The sequence below is a fragment of the Sutterella faecalis genome (assembly GCF_006337085.1).
Classification (GTDB): domain Bacteria; phylum Pseudomonadota; class Gammaproteobacteria; order Burkholderiales; family Burkholderiaceae_F; genus Sutterella; species Sutterella faecalis.
Window position 1 is genome coordinate 889,025 of record NZ_CP040882.1, and the last position, 18,250, is coordinate 907,274.

Annotated in this window: 9 protein-coding genes; all 9 read right to left on the minus strand. The window is 56.9% G+C overall.

Annotation, left to right across the window (positions count from 1 at the left end; translation table 11 throughout):
- Positions 1–231: 231 nt before the first annotated feature.
- A complete protein-coding gene (locus FG381_RS03540) occupies positions 232–3,249 on the minus strand; it encodes an autotransporter outer membrane beta-barrel domain-containing protein (protein ID WP_139687567.1) in 3,018 nt (1,005 codons plus the stop codon).
- A gap of 801 nt (positions 3,250–4,050) precedes the next feature.
- The gene (gene fhuB, locus FG381_RS03545; protein WP_139687568.1) at positions 4,051–6,084 is read right to left on the minus strand and encodes a Fe(3+)-hydroxamate ABC transporter permease FhuB; all 2,034 of its coding nucleotides are present in this window, start codon (positions 6,082–6,084) and stop codon (positions 4,051–4,053) included.
- Positions 6,081–7,058: an iron-siderophore ABC transporter substrate-binding protein gene (locus FG381_RS03550; protein ID WP_139687569.1), complete on the minus strand. Its 978-nt coding sequence runs from the start codon at positions 7,056–7,058 to the stop codon at positions 6,081–6,083. The genes fhuB and FG381_RS03550 overlap by 4 nt, the downstream gene beginning before the upstream one ends.
- The gene (locus FG381_RS03555; RefSeq protein WP_139687570.1) at positions 7,049–7,849 is read right to left on the minus strand and encodes an ABC transporter ATP-binding protein; all 801 of its coding nucleotides are present in this window, start codon (positions 7,847–7,849) and stop codon (positions 7,049–7,051) included. The genes FG381_RS03550 and FG381_RS03555 overlap by 10 nt, the downstream gene beginning before the upstream one ends.
- Before the next feature lie 106 nt (positions 7,850–7,955).
- On the minus strand, positions 7,956–10,079 hold the full coding sequence (locus FG381_RS03560) for a TonB-dependent siderophore receptor (protein ID WP_165697824.1): 2,124 nt from the start codon (positions 10,077–10,079) through the stop codon (positions 7,956–7,958).
- Between the two features lie 631 nt (positions 10,080–10,710).
- Positions 10,711–11,958, minus strand: a complete 1,248-nt coding sequence (locus FG381_RS03565; protein ID WP_139687572.1) for an MFS transporter — start codon at positions 11,956–11,958, stop codon at positions 10,711–10,713.
- 202 nt (positions 11,959–12,160) lie between these two features.
- Positions 12,161–13,147: a bile acid:sodium symporter family protein gene (locus tag FG381_RS03570; protein ID WP_139689125.1), complete on the minus strand. Its 987-nt coding sequence runs from the start codon at positions 13,145–13,147 to the stop codon at positions 12,161–12,163.
- A 1,056-nt stretch (positions 13,148–14,203) separates the two neighbouring features.
- The gene (locus FG381_RS03575; RefSeq protein ID WP_139687573.1) at positions 14,204–16,090 is read right to left on the minus strand and encodes a [FeFe] hydrogenase, group A; all 1,887 of its coding nucleotides are present in this window, start codon (positions 16,088–16,090) and stop codon (positions 14,204–14,206) included.
- Between the two features lie 15 nt (positions 16,091–16,105).
- Entirely contained in the window at positions 16,106–18,145 is a 2,040-nt protein-coding gene (locus tag FG381_RS03580; RefSeq protein ID WP_139687574.1) for an FAD-dependent oxidoreductase, read from the minus strand.
- Positions 18,146–18,250 lie beyond the last annotated feature (105 nt).

Consider the following 18,250-nt stretch of genomic DNA (forward strand, 5'->3'; position numbering starts at 1 on the left):
CTGGAAACTAAAATGACGAGAAATCAATAAGCCTCTCTCCGGACGTGTTTGCCCCTGCCTCATCGGCATATAACTTGAGGGGGAATACCGCCCGACTACGCTCGGCTCCAATGTCTTCGCTCTTCCGCGCTCCAGATTTATCCCCATCGGGAAAGGGCGACGCGAGTCAGAAGGGCTTCAGCACGCCTGCGGCAGATGATCCGCCGCAGGCTTGCATGAAAACCTTCCGACTTAGAACTTCCAGACGGCGTTCAGAGTGAAGGAGTGGTTCTTAGAACTATCAGAGCCGTTGAAGCTGTAGCTCAGGCCTGAAGAGAAGGTCTCGCCGGTGATGAAGTTCATGCCGACTGCAGCGCCGTAGGACGTATCGCCGATCACGTCGGGCTGCACGTGGTCAACCGAGTTGAGCCCGACAGCCGTTACCCGGTTGTCGACATCCTTGTCGCCGAAATTGGGCTGCACATAAAGGCTCATCCACGGGCGAAGCGCGAGATTCTCGCCAAAGGAGAAATCTGCAGAGGCCTTCACGCCGACGGGGATGCTGAAGATGTTCTGCTTCGTCGCATCAACATGGAAGGCATCGAGACCATCAACCGTGCTCGTATAGTCCTGCGTCCTCAGATACGTGTATTGAAGGAGCGCAAACGGCGTGAGCGTTACGTTCGCAAGATGGAAGTCGTACTGGTAGCCGGCCGTCACCTGAGCTGCCCAGGTATCCGCGTCAGCTTCGGTCTTGAAGAGGGGCTTGTCGCCCACCACTGAATGAAGCTGCATCGACACATCGTTCTTGCCGTTCTGAAGCGCAACGTCCCAAACGAACCTGGAGTTGTCCGTAAAGGCCCATGCCCCGTAGAGAGAACCGGCGTAGCTGTCGATTTGATTTTCAACCTTCGGCAGACCTGCACCGAGCTCACCCGTGGAATCGCCGCGCAGAACGCTGAGCGAGCCGCCAAGGAGAAGCGACGAATTGACCTTGTGGTCGAGACCGACGATGACGCCCGAAAGATCCGTATCGACATCACGATCGCCATTCAAGTCGTTCCAGAGACCGTTCGAGCTATTGCGCATGTAGAGCCCGTCAGCCCAAAGGTTGGTCTCTTTCGGAAGAATGCGCTCGAACGCGCGGTCGCGCTGACGGCTGAAGGAATCCCGGCGATTCTGCAGCATGTCCCAGGCAATCGTCTGAGCGCCGCCGACACTGATAAGCTGACCGGCGCTGTCGATCATGCGGGCGGCAAGATAGAAGTCGGGCGGATTCTTGTCCATCGTGTTGTACTCAACAACGTGATGGATCAGATTGACCGCCCCCGACACGGGCACGTGATCATGATCGTTGAAAAGCATCGCCACCGTCTCGTTCGTGAGATTCTGAAGCGAGAGCTTTACCTGCGTCATATTGCCCCACTGACGAATGGACTCGCCATTGATGTAGACGCCGTTCGCATCCATCGTGAAGCGGTAATCCTGCCAGCCTTCCTCACGCTTGAGACCCAGGGTGAGGAATGCGCCCATGGCGTTGTAGAACTCTTCGGAGGTGAGTTTTTTGTTATTGGTAACTACAGCGTCATAGAGGCCTTGGAGCGTTGTCTGCTTGGTGCTTAACTCGCCAGTTTCAAGAAGCTTCTTTAAAGCCTTAATGTTGTCCTGACCCGCGAGCACCTGATCTTCCTGACTGTAGGCTTGTACCTTTTGCGTGACGCGATCGATGACCGATTGAGTCATGCTCAGATTGACGCCTGCGGCTGCAGTTCCGGTTTCAGTATTTGTCAAATTAAACCAGGGAGTGTTTTCCGTAGCATCTAATTTGCCGATAACTGCGTGCGTATGATCCTTGGAAATAATGTGATCCGCATTGATCTGATTATTTTCATCCAGGTTCACATTGAGCGTCGAGCCCGATTCCAGTTCAATTGAAAAGTGCTTATTTTCAGGAGTGGCGCTTCCTTGTTCAAAAAGCCCATCAGCGTGAGAGCCTAAATAAATGGCCGAATTCTTATCCAGAGTAAGTTCGCTCTTATTCAGGACTTTAATGTAGCCGTTGCCGATCCACGCCTCGGAATTATTCCCGATCGTTAAAGTGGATTTTTCGTAAGTTACATTATCATCTGGATAATATCCAACAGTTAGCACTGCAAGATGACTGCGCTTCGGATCGAATTTATCGTAATAATTCATCCTCAGCTCTGCACCATCATTCAATGTGACGAATGCGCGATGCAGACTGGCTTCCAAAGTCCCTGATGATGCGGAAGCACCGCCATCATCAATGGAAAGATAAGCATCGTTCCCCGAAAGGTTGAAATAACCGTCGCGGATGTAAGTCGTTGCATTCGCATTGGGAGAACCGTGGAGTGTGAGCTTCTTGAGGTTAGGGATGGTTTTGTTATCTTGGCCGCTCTTGAAATTACCAAACCAAAGTTCAGCCCCCGCTTCAAGCGTAATATCGCTTGCATTCGTTAATGCCTTTTTGTCCCAAAGAACCAACGATTTGCCGGGGCTGACAGTAACCGGTCCCGTAAAGGTATTAGTTCCGCCGAGGTAAAGACTATCTGTAACCCTGATGCCTCCTGCCCCTGTAATGCCATTCGCAATAACTAAATAATCCTGAGGATTACTTTTATTATTCGTATATTCTCCAGTACCCCGTCCGCTAATATCCAGCTCCTTACCGCTATTAATCTCAATCTTTTCAATTTGAACTGCGACAGGAATGCCACTTCCTCCCCGAGCCGACCCAGTCTTGATTATTCCATCATATGTTGCCACCCCCTTTTTTAAATCCCATTTTTGAAATGAGATTTCCTTCAATCCTTCATTAAGAATTACCTTACCTGCACCGTTATTTAGCGAAATAGAACCAGCACTAATGGTCGGTTTGGATTCATTTTGGAAGATATCCAATATAGAACCACTAAAACCAGAATCGCCTTTTGCAGCAGTCGAGCCTACCTTTCCCCAATTCTCCTGAATAGCCTTATACATCAAATCCGGATTAAGATCTAATGCATCGTCAGGCTTAAGGGTATTGCCGATATAAATAGTAGAAGGCTTCCTATCTGTGTAGTCAAAGATAATTCCACTCTCATCAGGGTTATCAGTTTTGTGTGCATGCGGCCCTGGAGTGGTGATTATTGGAGTAGCAAACGAACTAATATCAAGAGAGATTGTTTGGGCGTTTACCCCCCCCCCCCAGAAATAAAAATTAACGCAGCAGATGCAACAGCAGCTGAAACGGCGTTCTTTTTCCAAAATTTATTTTTCACGTCATTAACAAAAGTAGCTTTGGTCTTCATGATGCAATAAACCGATAAATTCAATACTGTTTTTCTATAATTAGAGAAAGCATCAGTTCATAATCAGGACTAGCGTCCCTATCCAACTGACTTTCGGAGGATTGTATTGAATCGACAATCAGCCGTCACCCCTGTAAACAGGAGAATTGCAAGCTACTTCAAAATAGTTAGGCTAATCAACCTATTCAACTATTTTCATAATTTTCAATAAGTCGATAATAATACAACTATTATTAACTCAACTAGATACAGCACATTTAATAGATTGGAACATCATCTCTGTAAACAGATTTGCAACAAAAATTAACCAATACTGTAATTTATTTCTTTCCTTAATATAAGGAAAATCCCGCTTGCTCTAAACATCTCAACAGAGATAACACTGCTGAAACGCTCTGCAGTCATACAAAATATCGACCAAAATAATCCGAATCGCGGTACTACCTACAAATGCTTGTTGCTTTAAGGCATTTCATTATTGTTTCTATACGACATCGGTGCTTTAGAGCACCATAGCTCCGGAAAACGAACTGCACTTTTTGAAGATGAAGTGCGTTCGAAATCGAACTTAATCACTCTGCTTTTACTATTGAAATCTGCGCCGGCAGTAGGCCAATTATCTCAATCAACTTTTTTAGGCGGGCCCCATAAACGAGGACGCCCCTGAGCACGAAATAATCGCGGTCAGGGGCGTCCTCATCTTCGCCTTCGCATTGAATGGAGCTATGGTGCCCGCATAAGTCGATGCGTTGAACGTTTAATGCGCGACATCGCGCTTCGTTAGTCGACTCGAAAGCAGCAGCAGAAGGAAGTAGCCCGCACCAAGAATGGCTGCAAGCGTCCCGGCCGGAATCTGCGCCGGGTAGATCAGCACCTGCCCCAGCCAGTCCGCCCAGGAAACGATGGCGCCGCCAAGAAGAGAAGCCGCCAAAAGCTGCGCCTTCACGGTCCTCGCGCCCATCATGAGTGCCATATGGGGCGCCACGAGGCCCACAAAGGCCACGGGGCCCATGGCCGCTGTCGAGATGGCGCAAAGAAGTGCGCAAAGCCCGAGCAGCATGAGGGATGCTTTTCCCAGCGGGAGCCCCCGCGACTGCGCAAAGTCGCGGCCGACTGTAAGGAGCGTCATGCTCCGCGAAACCGCGAGCGCCGCGAGGATGAGGACCCCGACACCAAGCGCAAGGAGGCCTGCCGCCTCCGGCGTCGTGCGGTACGTCGACCCGGAAAGCCACTGCAGGATGAAGTAGTTTTCCATTGTTCCGCGCGAAAGCGAAAGCGTCGTTACGGAATCAAGGAATGCCGAAAGCGCGATGCCCGAAAGCACAATGATCCCGGGCGCAAAATGCGCGCGGCGCGAGAGGAGGAGGAGAACCGAGAGCACAGCAAGACTTCCCGCCAGCGCTCTCACCGACCCCGATGCCCCGACGCCCGCTCCGAACCAAAGCGATCCCGCGACCATTGCAAAGGCAGCACCGGCCGAGACGCCCAGGATGTCGGGCGACGCGAGGGGATTGCGGATGAGGCGCTGCAGAATGACGCCGGCGGCGGCGAGGCCTGCACCGGCAGCGAGCGCCGTGACGAGCCTCGGACCTCTCAGGAGGAGTTCATAGTCCCCGGCGAGCCCGAAGGTCCAGCCCTCTTCCCGGCTGACGAGGAAAAGATTGAGGAAGAGAACGGCAAGAAGCGCGAGTGCAAGGACGACGACGCCCGTCTTTGAGAGCGTTTTTCCTGCCGACACCAGGCTCTCCTTTCCGGCGCCGGATCTTTCAGCAGAAAGCGAGCTCATCTGCCGGCGCACGATCCAGATGAAGATGGGAGTGCCGACCACGGCCGAGACAACGCCCGTCGGAACGATGTCTCCCGTGAGGGAAGAAAGCCAGATCGCCGCGCCGTCCGTTGCCGTGAGAAGCGCTGCGCCGATCAGAATGCTTGCAAGGAGCTGCCGGCCCGGCGAGCGGAATCCCGCTGCTCTTGCGATATTGGGCGCGATGAGACCGGTAAAGTTGATGACGCCTGCCGTCGTGATGAAGGCGGCAACAAGCCAGACGCCGAGCGCCGTGAGCGTGATGAAGACCGGCACAACCGGAAGACCTCTTGCACGCGCGCCCTCGTCGCCAAGCGAAATCAAGGCGAGCGCTCTCGGCGCAAAAAGGAGTATCAGAAGAATGACAGGAAGCGTTCTCGGGAGAAGCCACTCGAGTCCGCTCCAGCCGTTCTGCGAGAGATCGCCCGCGCCCCAGAGAAACACATTCTGAATGAAGTCGGCATGAAGGAGCACCACGGCCGTTGCAATCGCGCCGAAGAGAAGATTCACCACCATGCCCGAAATAACGAGGGTGACCCCCGTCATGTTTCTCGGGCCGGTAATCAGGACGATGAGTCCGAAGGCAAGGAGCGCCCCCGCAAATGCGGCGGCGAGAAGCCATTCGCTTGCGGCTTCGGGGAAGAAGGCCGAGAGAACGACGATCGCAAGCCACCCGCCCGACGAGGTGCCGAGCGTCAGGGGCGAGGTCATCGGGTTCTGCGTCAACTGCTGCAGGAGACACCCGACAAGCCCGAGAATGACGCCCCCGAAAATGGCGGCGGCAAGTCTCGGGAGGGTCCCGTAAGCGTAGTAGTAGGCGTCAAAGCTCTCGGCCTTCGCCGGATGAAGGAGAAGGTCGAGGCAGTCCGAGAAGGAAAGCGGATTCTCGATCGTGAGCGGAAGCGCAATGCCGACAGCAAAAAGGATGCCGAGGATGGCAATCAACGCACCCGCAGATTTGAACCCAAGACAAGATTGCTGCTTCATTGCCCGGCTCCTGGAGCAAGTGTGAGGAGCGCATCCGTGATGCGCCTTGCCGTCACCAGAATGGAAGGCGCCCCGCCGTGACTCCAGTAGGGCTCAGCTGCGGCAACCCGCCCCTTTCTCGCAAAGGGCGTCGCGCACCAGAGAATCGAATTGAGAACCTTCTTTTCCATCGCGAAAGGCCGGATGTAGATGACATAAGCGTCCGTCAGGTTCTTCAGGTCGCGGATCCTCACCTGCGTGAGCCCGTAGCTCGCATTCGGAAGCTCGAGAGGCTGCCGAATGCCCATTTTTTTCAAGGCATAGTCGCAGATTGAATTGGGCGTATAGAGAAAGAGCGTCGTAAGGCTCGAAAAACGGATCACCTGTACCTGAGGCGATGTCCCGAAAGCGTTCTTTACTTTTTCTCCGAGCTCTGCAAGTCCCGACTCGATCCGGGCGATCTCGGACTCTGCCCGGTCTTCCGCGCGAAAGAGTTTCGCGAGTTCGCGAAACTGCGCGATTGCGGTTTCGGCTTCGCCTTCGACGCTCTCCGCCCGGTAGTTTTCAAAGAGGAGTACCGGCGCAATGCCATTCAGTTGTGCGAGGAGATCCTCCTGCGTGGGGCCGATCAGGATCAGGTCGGGCTTCAGTTCCGCAATGCGCTCGAGATTGGGTTCAGCTCTCGTGCCCACGTTGACGATGCCCTCGGGGAGTGCCGGCTCCCTCACCCATTCGCTCCAGGGCGCGATGTCTGCAGCGCCGACCGGCCGTATGCCGAGGCCCACGAGATTTTCAAGAATGTCCCACTGGAGCGCCACGACGCGCTGGGGGATTTTTCTGAATTCATGAACGCCGCGGGAGTCGCGGATGCTGACCGGCCCCTGCTCTTCAGCAAAGGATGGAAGCGGAACGCCCGCGAGGGAAAGCGCAGCGGCGCCGATTGAGGCTTCTACCAGTCTGCGGCGCCTGAGATTGAAGGAAGACGTCACTCGCATACGACCGCCACCTGCAGAGGATCCTTGTGGAGCGCCGTATAGTCTTTGGGCGGCATAGGGTGCTTGATGAGCTTCACGTCGATTTCAAAGAGCGCCCGGAGGTTCTTCTCGTCCTCGAGCATCTCGGCGGATCCTTCAAAGAGAACGTGCCCGCCCTTCATGGCGACGATGTGCGTTGCAAACCGCAAAGCGAGATTGATGTCGTGAATGATCGCGATGACGCCGCGCCCTTCCTCGCGGCAGATTCTCTCGAGAAGCGCGAGAACGCCGTACTGATGCCTCACGTCAAGCGCTGACGTGGGTTCGTCGAGAATCATTACGGGCGAAGCCTGAGCCAAGAGCATCCCGATCCAGACGCGCTGACGCTCGCCCCCCGAGAGGTCGTCTGCAAATGCGCGTGCAAAGCGGCTCGTGCCCGTGGCTTCGAGCGCCGCGTCGATGGCGCTTTCGTCTTCGTCCCGCCATCGTCCGAAAAGCCCTCGCCAGGGATAGCGCCCGAGGCGGACGAGCTCGCGGCAGATGAGGCCCGCCGATGCCGGGAGCTTTTGCGGAAGGAACGCCACCTCGCGTGCGCGCTCCCGCTCGGAAAGAGAGAAAAGGTCCTTGCCGTTCAGCATCACCTTCCCGGCGTCAGGCTTCACCAGGCCGGAGATGACGGAAGCGAGCGTGGATTTGCCCGACCCGTTGTGTCCGAGAATGAGCGTCATCTCGTTGGTCGGAATAGCGAGGTGATCGATTGAGAGAATGGTTCTGCCGTCTCGAACCATGCGGATGCCGGAGAGTTCGTACATGGAAAAGCCCGGATGAAGAGTTGGAGGGCAAAGTGCCGCCCGGAGATGAGGGATCCCCGGGCGGCTTTGAGGCTCAAGAATCTGAGTCAGCGCTCAGATGCGGGCATTACCAGTTGTAGGTGAGCGTCGCACGGGCGGTGCGGCCCTCGCCGTAGTAGCACATGTTGTTGTAGCAGCCCGTCACGAACTCTTTGTCCGTGATGTTGGTAACCGTGCCTGAAAGCGTCCAGTTCTTATTGATGAGCCAGCTGAGGGATGCGTCCCAAAGCGTGACAGCGGGAACCTTGCTCCCATAAACGGTATCGATCGATTCGCCAAGGTAGCGAAGCCCTGAACCGATTGTCAGCCCGTTAGCGCCGACGCCCGTGAAGTCATAAGAAACCCAGCCGCTCGCCGTGTGGTGAGGCAGATATTCAGTGCGCTCCATGGCACCAGCCGAAGTGCTCTGCTTGGCGTCAAGATAGGTATAGGAAGCGTCAATCGTCAGATATTTTGCAAGCGAAACGCGTCCCTGAACTTCAAGGCCCTTGTTTTTCTTTTCCCCAACCTGACGCATGGCGGGCGTGCCGTCAATCATCACCTGCGCGGAGCCATTCTCCTGGGTGATTTCAAACCAGGCAATGTTGAGATACCCATCGAGCCACTCCGGCGTGATCTTGATGCCGACTTCCGTCTGCTTGGTCGTGATGGGCTTGTCGAGCATATAGGTGGACTGCGTCCAGTCCGCCGTACTCACGGCATTGAGCGTCCCCGTTGCGAAGAATGCTTCGGAATAGTTCACATAGGGCGAAATCCCGAAGGGAGCGAGGTACATGAGACCGGCATTCCAGGAAAAATTAGAATCCGAGAGTTCATCCCTGTTCGACTGCACATTACTCCGGTAGTCCTCGTTCGAAGAGGTGATGCTGATCCTGTCGTACCGGCCACCCAGCTTTGCGACCAAAGTTTCGTTCCAGTTGGTCTGCGCCTGGGTGTAGATGCCGAACTGATGCTTGCGGATGGAGTTGCCGTAAAGACTGATAGGCACCGCACCCGTGAGATCAATATGGGAAGGATTAAGCGGATCAATTGTGCCGTAGCCGGTACCGGTAGCCCCATTGCTCTGCCAATCGGTATGGTGCCACTGGTTATCGAAGCCGATCTGGAAGGTATTCTCAAAATCGCCGGAGAACCAGTGCGCCGTGAGGTTGTTGTCGAACGTGACGCTCTTCTGGTCGCCGTCATTGACGAGAAGATAGCGGGGAATCATCGGCTGAATGACCAGCACGCCGGTTTTAGAATCCGGCGCATCTACGTAGCCGTAGGCTGCCGTGGAATGCAGATAGAACTTGTTGTAGTGGAAGTTGACGTTCTGCTTATAGGTCCAGACATCGTTGAACCCGAGCTTCAGCTCCCACCCTGCATCAAGCTGATCCTTGTTGTAGGCATCATCCGGATCACCGTAGTTGGTGCTCGCAGAGATGTGATGACCATTTCTCGAGAAGAGCGTGCCGTAGGCCGGGAAGAAGCCGTTGCTTGCCGTCCGGCGATCCTTAAGGTAGCTCATCATGAAGGTGAGCGAGGAGCGTTCGTCAATGTCAACCGTAAAGCTCGGCGCCAGCATGGCTCTCCAGCCGTCGACATCGTCAAGGACGGAATCCTCGCGATTGACCATGGCAACGATGCGATAGCGCTTCGAGCCGTCTTCGGTAGCGTAGTCGGAGAAGTCGAAGCCGCCTTGAACGTAGTTGTTGGTGCCGCCCGAAAGCGAAACGCTGTGCTGAGGCGTTTTCGTAGGCTTCTTCGTGACAAGATTGATGACGCCGCCCGGCATGGAGTCGCCGTAAAGCGATGAAGCCGGTCCCTGAAGAACTTCAACCGACTCAAGCAGATAGGGTTCCACGGTCGTGTCGAAATAGCCTTCCGTAAACTGACGCTGACCATTCACCAGGAGCGAAGATTCAAAACCACGAATCTTGATCCAGTTCGTGTCGTAATCCGTCCCGAACGTATTGACGAAGCCGGGCGTATAGCGCAGTGCATCATCAAGCTTGCGTACAGTCTTATCTGCCAGCTCCTGCCCGGAAATCACATTCACCGTCTGCGGTGTTTCCTGCGTCGATGTATCGATTTTCAGCGCCTCAGCCGTGACGCTCACGGCTTCAACGGTCTTGTAGTCCTCGGCAGCCTGCGCGGAGAACGCAAAAGCGGCAGCAGCAAGAGCGACGGCGGCAGGGAGTTTGCCGAGCAAGAGTTTTCTCTGACCTTTGTTCATTTTTATGGCGTGCGTTGTGAACGCTTTGTAAATAAGAATGATTATCATTCTATTTATGCGCATGCAGCCCAGGCCGGCAAACTACTCATCGCTCTATGCCCGCGGCACGCAAAAGACAGCGCCTTGAATTGAGTCGCATGTTCCGAAGCCTGCTCGCTCTAAGGAACCCGTGATGCATCAGTCGTTCAGATGAATCGGAAAGCTAAGTTGTCGTTTATCCACAACTTTTCTGCATGCAGTCTCACATGGACGACTTTTTTCGCATCTTTCCCCAGGAAACTTTTCTTTCCTACTTGCAAACGATTCTCATTTACGATATAGTTCACATCACTGGAACGAAACGCACCGCGCACAGGAACCAAGGGGTCGGTTCCGCGGTGCAGAAGAGCTCCTCTACGGTGAAGCGGGGAAACTTCACTTCGAGCTCTTCCTCTTCCGAGAGTCTCCTGCTCGGTTCGTTCCTTGCCTCTGATGGGAGGCCGCGTGTTTCTTGGTCCGCGGCCTCCCATTTTTCTTTCTGCTTTTCTCAGAAAGACTGAGCCGCAAAAGCAGATTGCTCCGGCGGCTCAAGACATTGTTTTAGCGGAAGAGAACCCGACGTCTCGGTTCAGTCTGTAAATCGAAGCCGCTCGGCAGGCCGGCTGCTCTTTCTCACAATGAGGAAGAAGACAAGCGAAAGAAGCCACGTCCCCGTTATCCACCCGATGTAGCCGAGATAAATCGAACCCATGGAGACTCCTGCCGCAAGCCGGCTTACGACAAAGTTGGGGATTCCTGAGCCCACATAGCAGGAGAGATAGAGCGCGGCAATGACGCCCGCACGCTCGCGAAGCGTCGAATCCTGAAGAAGGAACTTGACGCCCAGGGTGGAGGTGGCTCCCGAACAGGCGCCGCCGGCAATCAGCGCCGTGAGGAAAAGCGACGGGTGCCCGGTCTCAAGAAAGAGGAAAAGAAGCGCGCCGGCAATCGCGAAGCAAGTAACCGCTATCGGGAAAACGCGCGACGGCCTGAAGCTCCCAACCAGGAAGCCTGCCGCTGCATTCGGAACAATGAGCCCCATGTAGACAATCGCCGCATACATGGTGCTCGTGGCGCCGAAGGCTTCTTCAGCAAGCTTTGCCGAAAAGCCCTGCAGAAAGCTCCCGAGCCCCCATGTCCCGAGCATTGCAAACCCCACCACGAGGAAAATGCGCCAGAGGCGCCCGGGCAGCGCAATCTTCGGCATCAGGACCTCGGCGAGCGTTTCCGTACCGGGCGGAATGGTTTCCTCGGCCTTCCACACGAGCGCCGCAAGAAGCACGCAGATGACGACGAAGCTCATGAACATCACGTCGATGTCCACAAGCCCGTAAGCGGTGAGGATGCCTGAAAGCAGCGTACCAATCGAGAGACCGACATTGGGGCCGCCTGCCGTCAGAGCCGTTCCGATCCAGGCGTGCTTCTTTGGTGAACAGTCAACAATCCACGACATGGCGGCGGATGATGCCAGTCCGCAGGCGATCCCCTGGGTAAAGCGCGCGATGTAAAAGAGCATGGGCTCCGTCATGACCGCATAGCACCAGCAGGAAACGGCAGCCCAGCCGATGGTAATGAGCGTCACCCAACGCCGTCCGAGGGCGTTCGACAGGCGCGCGAAAAAGACGAGCGTGACGATGCATCCGAAGAAGTAGCTCACCACGGTCATCGCAACCTCAGCGGTCTTGAGGTCCATTTCTCCCGCCCAGACGCCGATCAGGGGAATCGGAGCAGAAGAGAAGATGAAGCAGCAGATGAGAACAAGGGACGCGGCAAAAAGCGTGAAGCTCCTGCGCGAATCAGAAATCCGCGCGCGTCGGCTGAGGTCTACTTCGGACATGGCGCTCTTCGGGGAAAGGTCGAGGCTTTGAGGTTGAAGAAACGCCCATTATGCGCCGCATGGATTCCCGACGCATCACCGCACTGATCGCAAAGCGCTCATGACGTGCTTCCCTTGATTTCAAATCCGGAGGACCAAAAAACTGTCTGCACCAGTCCCGGGAAGGAGGTGCAGACAGTTTTCAGAGCAAGCCCAGGCGAGTTCAGGCAGCAGGAGACGTTTCCGTCTTGGCGGGCGTAATCCCGGCGACGGGCTCTCCGGCCTCGCGGCTCTGGAACCAGGTCGCGACGATCGGACCGGTCAGGTTGTGCCAGAGAGCGCCGACAGCCGAGGGGAGCGCCGTCATCGGGTTCGCGGCAAAGTGCACGGAGGCGAGCGCCACGCCGAGAGCCGAATTCTGCATGCCGACCTCAAAGCAGAGGGCGCGGCATTTGGCGGCATTCATGCCCGTCATGCGGCCGATCACGTAGCCGAGCCCCATGCCGACGGCGTTCTGGATGGCAACCACGAGAAAGGCGACGAAGCCCGCATTCACGATGCTCGACTTGGTCGAGGCAACAACCGCGGCGATGATGATCACGATGGCCGTCACGGAAATGAGCGGCAGCGCACAGGTGACGTTTTCAACACGGTCGCCGAAGATGCGGTGAATCAGAACGCCTGCACCGATCGGAACGAGGATCACCTGGACGATCGAGAGGAACATTGCGGTCGGGTCGATCGAGAGCCATTCGCTCGCAAAGGCGTACATCAGGGCAGGCGTCACCACGGGCGCCATCAGCGTCGTGCAGGACGTGATCGTGACGGAGAGCGCCACATCGCCGCGGGCAAGGAAAGTGACGACATTCGAAGCCGTTCCGCCCGGGCAGCAGCCGAGGAGCATCAGGCCGACGGCGAGGTCGGGCGGCAGATCAAAGGCCATGCAGAGCAGGAAGGCCGAGAGCGGCATGATCGTGAACTGCGCAATGATGCCGATGATCACGTCCTTCGGGCGGGAGAAGATTTCTCGGAAGTCCGACGCCGTGAGCGTGAGCCCCATGCCGAACATGACGATGCCGAGAAGGAAGGGTACCCAGGGGCCAGCCAGTACGAATACTTCCGGAAATAGGAAGCCGAGGACGCCGGTGGCGACGACCCAGAGCGCGAACGTCTTGTTCACAAAGAAGCTGATTTTCCGGAGAGTATTCATCATTTTTCAAATGGCAAAGGACGTTGTTGGCGTCCATGCTCCCTGTTGGCGACTAAACCTGAACCCGAATCTGGTCATGGCGCGTCTCTTGAAATTCAAATGGATGGGGATTAAAGCTGCGCGGCTTATGCGGAGATGGAGTCCGTCTGCTGCGCTGCTGAGGAGTTACTTTACGCGAAATTTCAGATTTCGCAATGCAATTTTCTAGATATTAAGAATTATTTTTCTTGTATATTATGCTCGTCGTGATGAAATTCAATTGATACTGCAAAGATTCCCTAGCGGTTTTCCCCACCTTTCATGCCGCTTTTCCCTGTTCATCTCGCTCTCGGCGCCGGTTTCAGGCACTCTCCTTCAGACGCTTTGACCTGCATCAATGAATGAAAACTCTGAAGCTGACTTTAGGCTCATCTGTCGCAATCGCTATTGCGAATCGTTCTCATATAAGGCATACTTCATCTCAAGCAAGACAGCTTGATCCACTTCGAGAAGCCAGGGGTCGGCTTCGTGGATCCGAGCCTCAGGGCGGGTGCAATGCCTGCCCTTGAATGAGGCGCTGTCTTGGGGTCTCCTGGAAGGGGATGGCGCAAAGGCGCCATCCCCTCTTTTTTCGTCTGCGTTTCAGGCGAGAACCGTATGCGCGCCGCACGCAGCAAAAAGCCCGGCGCGGCTCCCATCCGAACCACCCGGGCTTTGCTTCAATATCATGATGTTTGGTTCGAGGGGAAACCTCAAGCCCGGAGTCAGACTCCGGTCTACCCGCAGGAACGATTTCCCCTCCGCTCCTCGGGCAAACGCCCGCGGCATCGACCCCCGATTCCGCGTGCGCCAGGAGGCTCCCCCCGAACCAAAACTGAAGATGTCAGAAATTCATTGCTGCTCAGCGGAATGAACATGAGATTCATTCTCAGTAAGGGAGACGGATTGTAACAAACTATTTGTCCGTCACGGTTTACATTCGGACTGAGAAAAGTAAAGGCCCGCCGATTCCATGGAAAAATCGATGCGGGCCCTAAGACATTTCCCTAATGGGAAGACACGGCGCCTCTCTCAGGCTCAATCCGGATTTCCCATCTGATCGGGGGAAAGCTCAACCAACCGGAAGATTTTGCGGGCGCGCGGCTTTTCGCCCGCCCCGCTCCGATCCTCATAAGTGCAGTGAAGGAGCTCATGCGCAAGGCGGCTTCCCGGAGCTCCGAGAAAGTCCTCATAGAGGCGGATGACCTCCGGATTCTCGTGCGAAGCGCGGATCGGCATCCTGGCGTCAATGTCATACACCGCACTCTGACGGGCACCGAGATTGTTCTTCCAGATGTCGCGCCCGCGGGGCGTGCCTCCGCCCCCGACGCAGCCGTTGGGACAGGCCATGACCTCAACGAAGTGATAGGGACAGGTGCCCTTTCTCACCATGTCGATCACCTTCGCAACATTGGCGCATTCGTGAACCACCGCCACGCGGATGTCGCCCAGGTCCCCGAGATGAACGGTCGTTTCCTTGATCGAGCGCGCGCCGCGAACGTCTTCGAAAGGCGGGAGCGGCTGAGGATCCTGATTCGTAATGGCGGACATTGTGCGAAGCGCCGCCTCCATGACGCCGCCCGTCGTTGCGAAAAGCTGCGCGCCGCCCGAAGCGAGCGTCATCTGAGGCGTGTCGAACGCCGTATCGGGAAGCTCGGCCAGGTTGAGCCCCGTGCGGCGGATCAAGCGCGTGAATTCCCGGATCGTGAGCACAACGTCGGTATCTTTTTCGCCGGGGCGGCGCTCGAGAAGCTTCCTTCCTGCCTCGTCCTTTTTCGCCGTGCAGGGCATGATCGAAATGACGCGGATCGACTTCGGATCGAGCTCCCTCGACTTCGGCATCCAGGTCTTCGCGAGCGCCGAGAAAATCGCCTGCGGCGAGCGCGTCGAGGAGAGGTGCGGAATCATGTCGGGCGCAACCTTTTCGACGTAGTTGACCCATCCGGGGCAGCAGGAAGTGAAATACGTAAAGGGTTTCTCCAGCGTTCCCGCGGCCTTTGCTTCCCGGAGGCGCTCCAGGATCTCCGTTCCCTCCTCCATGATCGTCACGTCGGCAGACCATCGCGTATCCATCACGTAGTCGGCGCCCATGCGCTTCAACGCCGTCACGATCTTCCCCTCGACATTGGTGCCGGGCGGAAGTCCGAAAGCCTCGGCAATCGCCACGCGCACGGCCGGAGCGATCTGAAAGACCGTCGTGACGGAGTCGTCGTCGAGAAGATCAAAAACGTCGCAGCACTGGTCGCGCACGCTGATGGCTCCCGTCGGGCAGACGAGCGAGCACTGCCCGCACTGAATGCAGACGTCGGAGGCGCCCCAGGAGTCCGCGCCGCGGAAACCGACCTGAGCGCCCGTGCCGGTGTCGATCAGAGTGAGCGCCGATACGTTCGGCCCCTGCACGCGGCGGCAGACCTCGATGCAGCGCAGGCACCGGATGCATTTTCTGCCGTCAAAGCGCATGGCAGGGGCGGAAGCATCCTCCCGACGGTCTGCCAGATATTTTCCGGAAATGTGCGAGCCTTCGAGCCCCACCCAGAGGGCCGCCTTCTGGAGTTCGCAGTCGCCGTGGCGGGAGCAGGAAGAGCAATTTTCATCATGGTCGGCAAAAAGAAGCTCCATCTGCAGGCGCTGCCGGCGGCGGACCTCGGCCGTACGCGTATGAATGCGCATGCCGGGCTCGATCTTCGTATCGCATGAGGTCACGATGTCGTGGCCGCCGTCCGCGCGATCAATGTCCACAAGACAAATGCGGCATGTTCCGGGACGGTGATTGAGGGCCGCGAATTCGCAAAGCGTCGGAATAAAGATCCCGGCGCGGCGAGCCGCTTCGAGAATCGTGTCGTTGGGCTCGATCACCACGGAGATGCCGTTGATGAATGCGCGGGGCGCGAGCTCCTTCTTGTCTTTATAAATCTGGGAAGCCATCTTGGGGAAACTCCGTCAAAGGGGAAGCGTGTCCTCGCCCGTGGGCTCGGCGCCGGGAATGGGGTCGCGGGTCGTCACGCCGATGAGGCGGTAGCAGCGCATGCAGCGCTTCGATTCCTTCCAGCCGTCCGAATCCGTCATGCCGAACTCAACCTCCTTCCACGGGGTCTCCTCGATGCGTCCGCGGGCGTCAAGCATCGGCACTTCAAAGCGTTCAGCATGCGGGAAGCTCTTCTCCGGCCGGCACTGGCCGAGAAGATCCGCCTTCCTGATGATTCGGGAGAGGCGTTTTCTCGGGAAAAAGGCCGGTTCCCCGCTCCTCAGGTAGGCGTCGATCGATCTCGCCGCGCCTTCACCGTGCGCCATGGCAAGGATGAGCGTTTGAGCGCCCACGGCGGCATCGCCCCCGGCAAAGACGCCCTTGCGGGAGGTCGTGTAGTCGGCCTTCGTTTCAATCGTGTTCCAGCGCGAGAGCCTGATGCCGTCTTCGGGAGAAAAAACGGATGCGTCCATTTTCTGACCAATGGAAGCAATGACCGTGCTGCAGGGAATAACGAATTCGGAACCCGCAATCGGCTTTACGCCGCGGCGGCCCGACGCGTCGGGCTCCGTCTGGTACATGCGCACGAGCTCGATCCCGACAACGCGGCCGTCTTCCACGATGATGCGCTTCGGGGCGGAAAGGAATTCGAATTCCACGCCCTCGGCGCGAGCGGCCTTGATTTCCTCCGGATCTGCGGGCGCCGAGGCCTCGATGCGGCGGTAGGCGACAATGACGCGCCCGGACTTCAAAAGTCTTCTTGCCGTGCGGCAGCAGTCCATCGCGACGTTCCCGCAGCCGATCACCACAACATCGCCATGAAGAGGCGCCGGCCCTCCTGGGTTCTTCTGGCTGTGCTCGATTTCAAGCAGGAAGTCGAGCCCCTTGAGATAGCCTTCGGCCGACGGGTCCTCGTCGGGGAGATTGAGATACTGCCCGAGCGCGCAGCCGATCCCGAGAAAGACGGCGCTGTAGCCGTCGCGAAGGAGACTATCGACGGAAAAGTCGCGGCCGAGCTTTTTGCCGAAGATGTAATGGCCGCCCAGGGCCCTCACGACGTCCGTTTCGCCCGCGAGCTCCCTGCGCGGAAGACGATAGGCGGGAATTCCCCAGCGGGCCATGCCGCCCGCCTCTTCCTCCATGTCGAAAACATCAACCGCATGCCCCATCTGGAGAAGATGGTAGGCGCAGGTGATGCCCGCCGGGCCGGCGCCGACGACGGCAACCTTCTTTTCATCAAGCCCGAGCGAGGCTTCCGGAGCAAAGAGATGCGAAACGGGGGCTCCCGCATGATCAGCGGCAAATCGCTTCAGGTCCTTGATCGCAACGGGCGCCTCGACAAAGCGGCGCGCACAGGCTTTCTCGCAGGGACGAACGCAGACGCGCCCGCAGGTGCCGACGAGCGGATAACGTTCAAGCAGCACGCCTTCGGCCAACTGAGGACGGCCGTCACGGATGTAGTCGATGTAGCGGGGAACATTGACGTTCGCAGGACAGGCTTCGATGCAGGGAGCGGTTGCAGCCGATGCGTAGCGCTTCTCTGCGGCGAGCGCCGCCGGGTCGCCTAAGGGTTCCGTTGTCTTCAGGTCGTCGAGGAAATGGTCGATTGCGCCGATCAGCGCTGCTGTTGTGGAGGCGCCGATGCCGCAGAGGCTCGTCAACTCCATCTGGCGCGCGAGCGTGCGGACCTCTTCCCAGTTGACGGTGCAGCCTCGGCCGAGGACGGCCGCCTTGAGCGCCTCGCAAATGAGGATGCTTCCCGCACGGCAGGGCGTGCAGCGTCCGCAGGACATGCGGCGAACATTGTCGTAATAGGCAAAAAGAACCAGAGGAAGCGCTTCAGCTCCGGAGAAGATGAGAAAGCCTGCGCTCGAAATAATGCTTGTCAGCGGGTTGCCGCGATTAAATTCGCGCGCTTCCTCAAGCGGGAAGCCGTCAGGCAGTGCTCCTGAAGCGTCGTTTCTCCGATCGAATCGACGTCCCTTCCAGAAGCCAAAGAGAAAATTCTCTTCCATTGTCATGGTCCCTCAAAACGTGCTGCCGGCGAGACGTCTCAGGTCCCGGCGACATCCGGGATAACGCACTCGCTGCAGCGGATTCTTTCTGAGCGCCCGATGAAT

What these genes read in the sequence shown, in the direction of transcription:
- FG381_RS03580 (WP_139687574.1), bottom strand. Translation starts at nt 18,145, where the DNA reads ATGGAAGAGAATTTTCTCTTTGGCTTCTGGAAGGGACGTCGATTCGAT.
- FG381_RS03550 (WP_139687569.1), bottom strand. Translation starts at nt 7,058, where the DNA reads ATGCGAGTGACGTCTTCCTTCAATCTCAGGCGCCGCAGACTGGTAGAA.
- FG381_RS03575 (WP_139687573.1), bottom strand. Translation starts at nt 16,090, where the DNA reads ATGGCTTCCCAGATTTATAAAGACAAGAAGGAGCTCGCGCCCCGCGCA.
- fhuB (WP_139687568.1), bottom strand. Translation starts at nt 6,084, where the DNA reads ATGAAGCAGCAATCTTGTCTTGGGTTCAAATCTGCGGGTGCGTTGATT.
- FG381_RS03565 (WP_139687572.1), bottom strand. Translation starts at nt 11,958, where the DNA reads ATGTCCGAAGTAGACCTCAGCCGACGCGCGCGGATTTCTGATTCGCGC.
- FG381_RS03555 (WP_139687570.1), bottom strand. Translation starts at nt 7,849, where the DNA reads ATGTACGAACTCTCCGGCATCCGCATGGTTCGAGACGGCAGAACCATT.
- FG381_RS03570 (WP_139689125.1), bottom strand. Translation starts at nt 13,147, where the DNA reads ATGAATACTCTCCGGAAAATCAGCTTCTTTGTGAACAAGACGTTCGCG.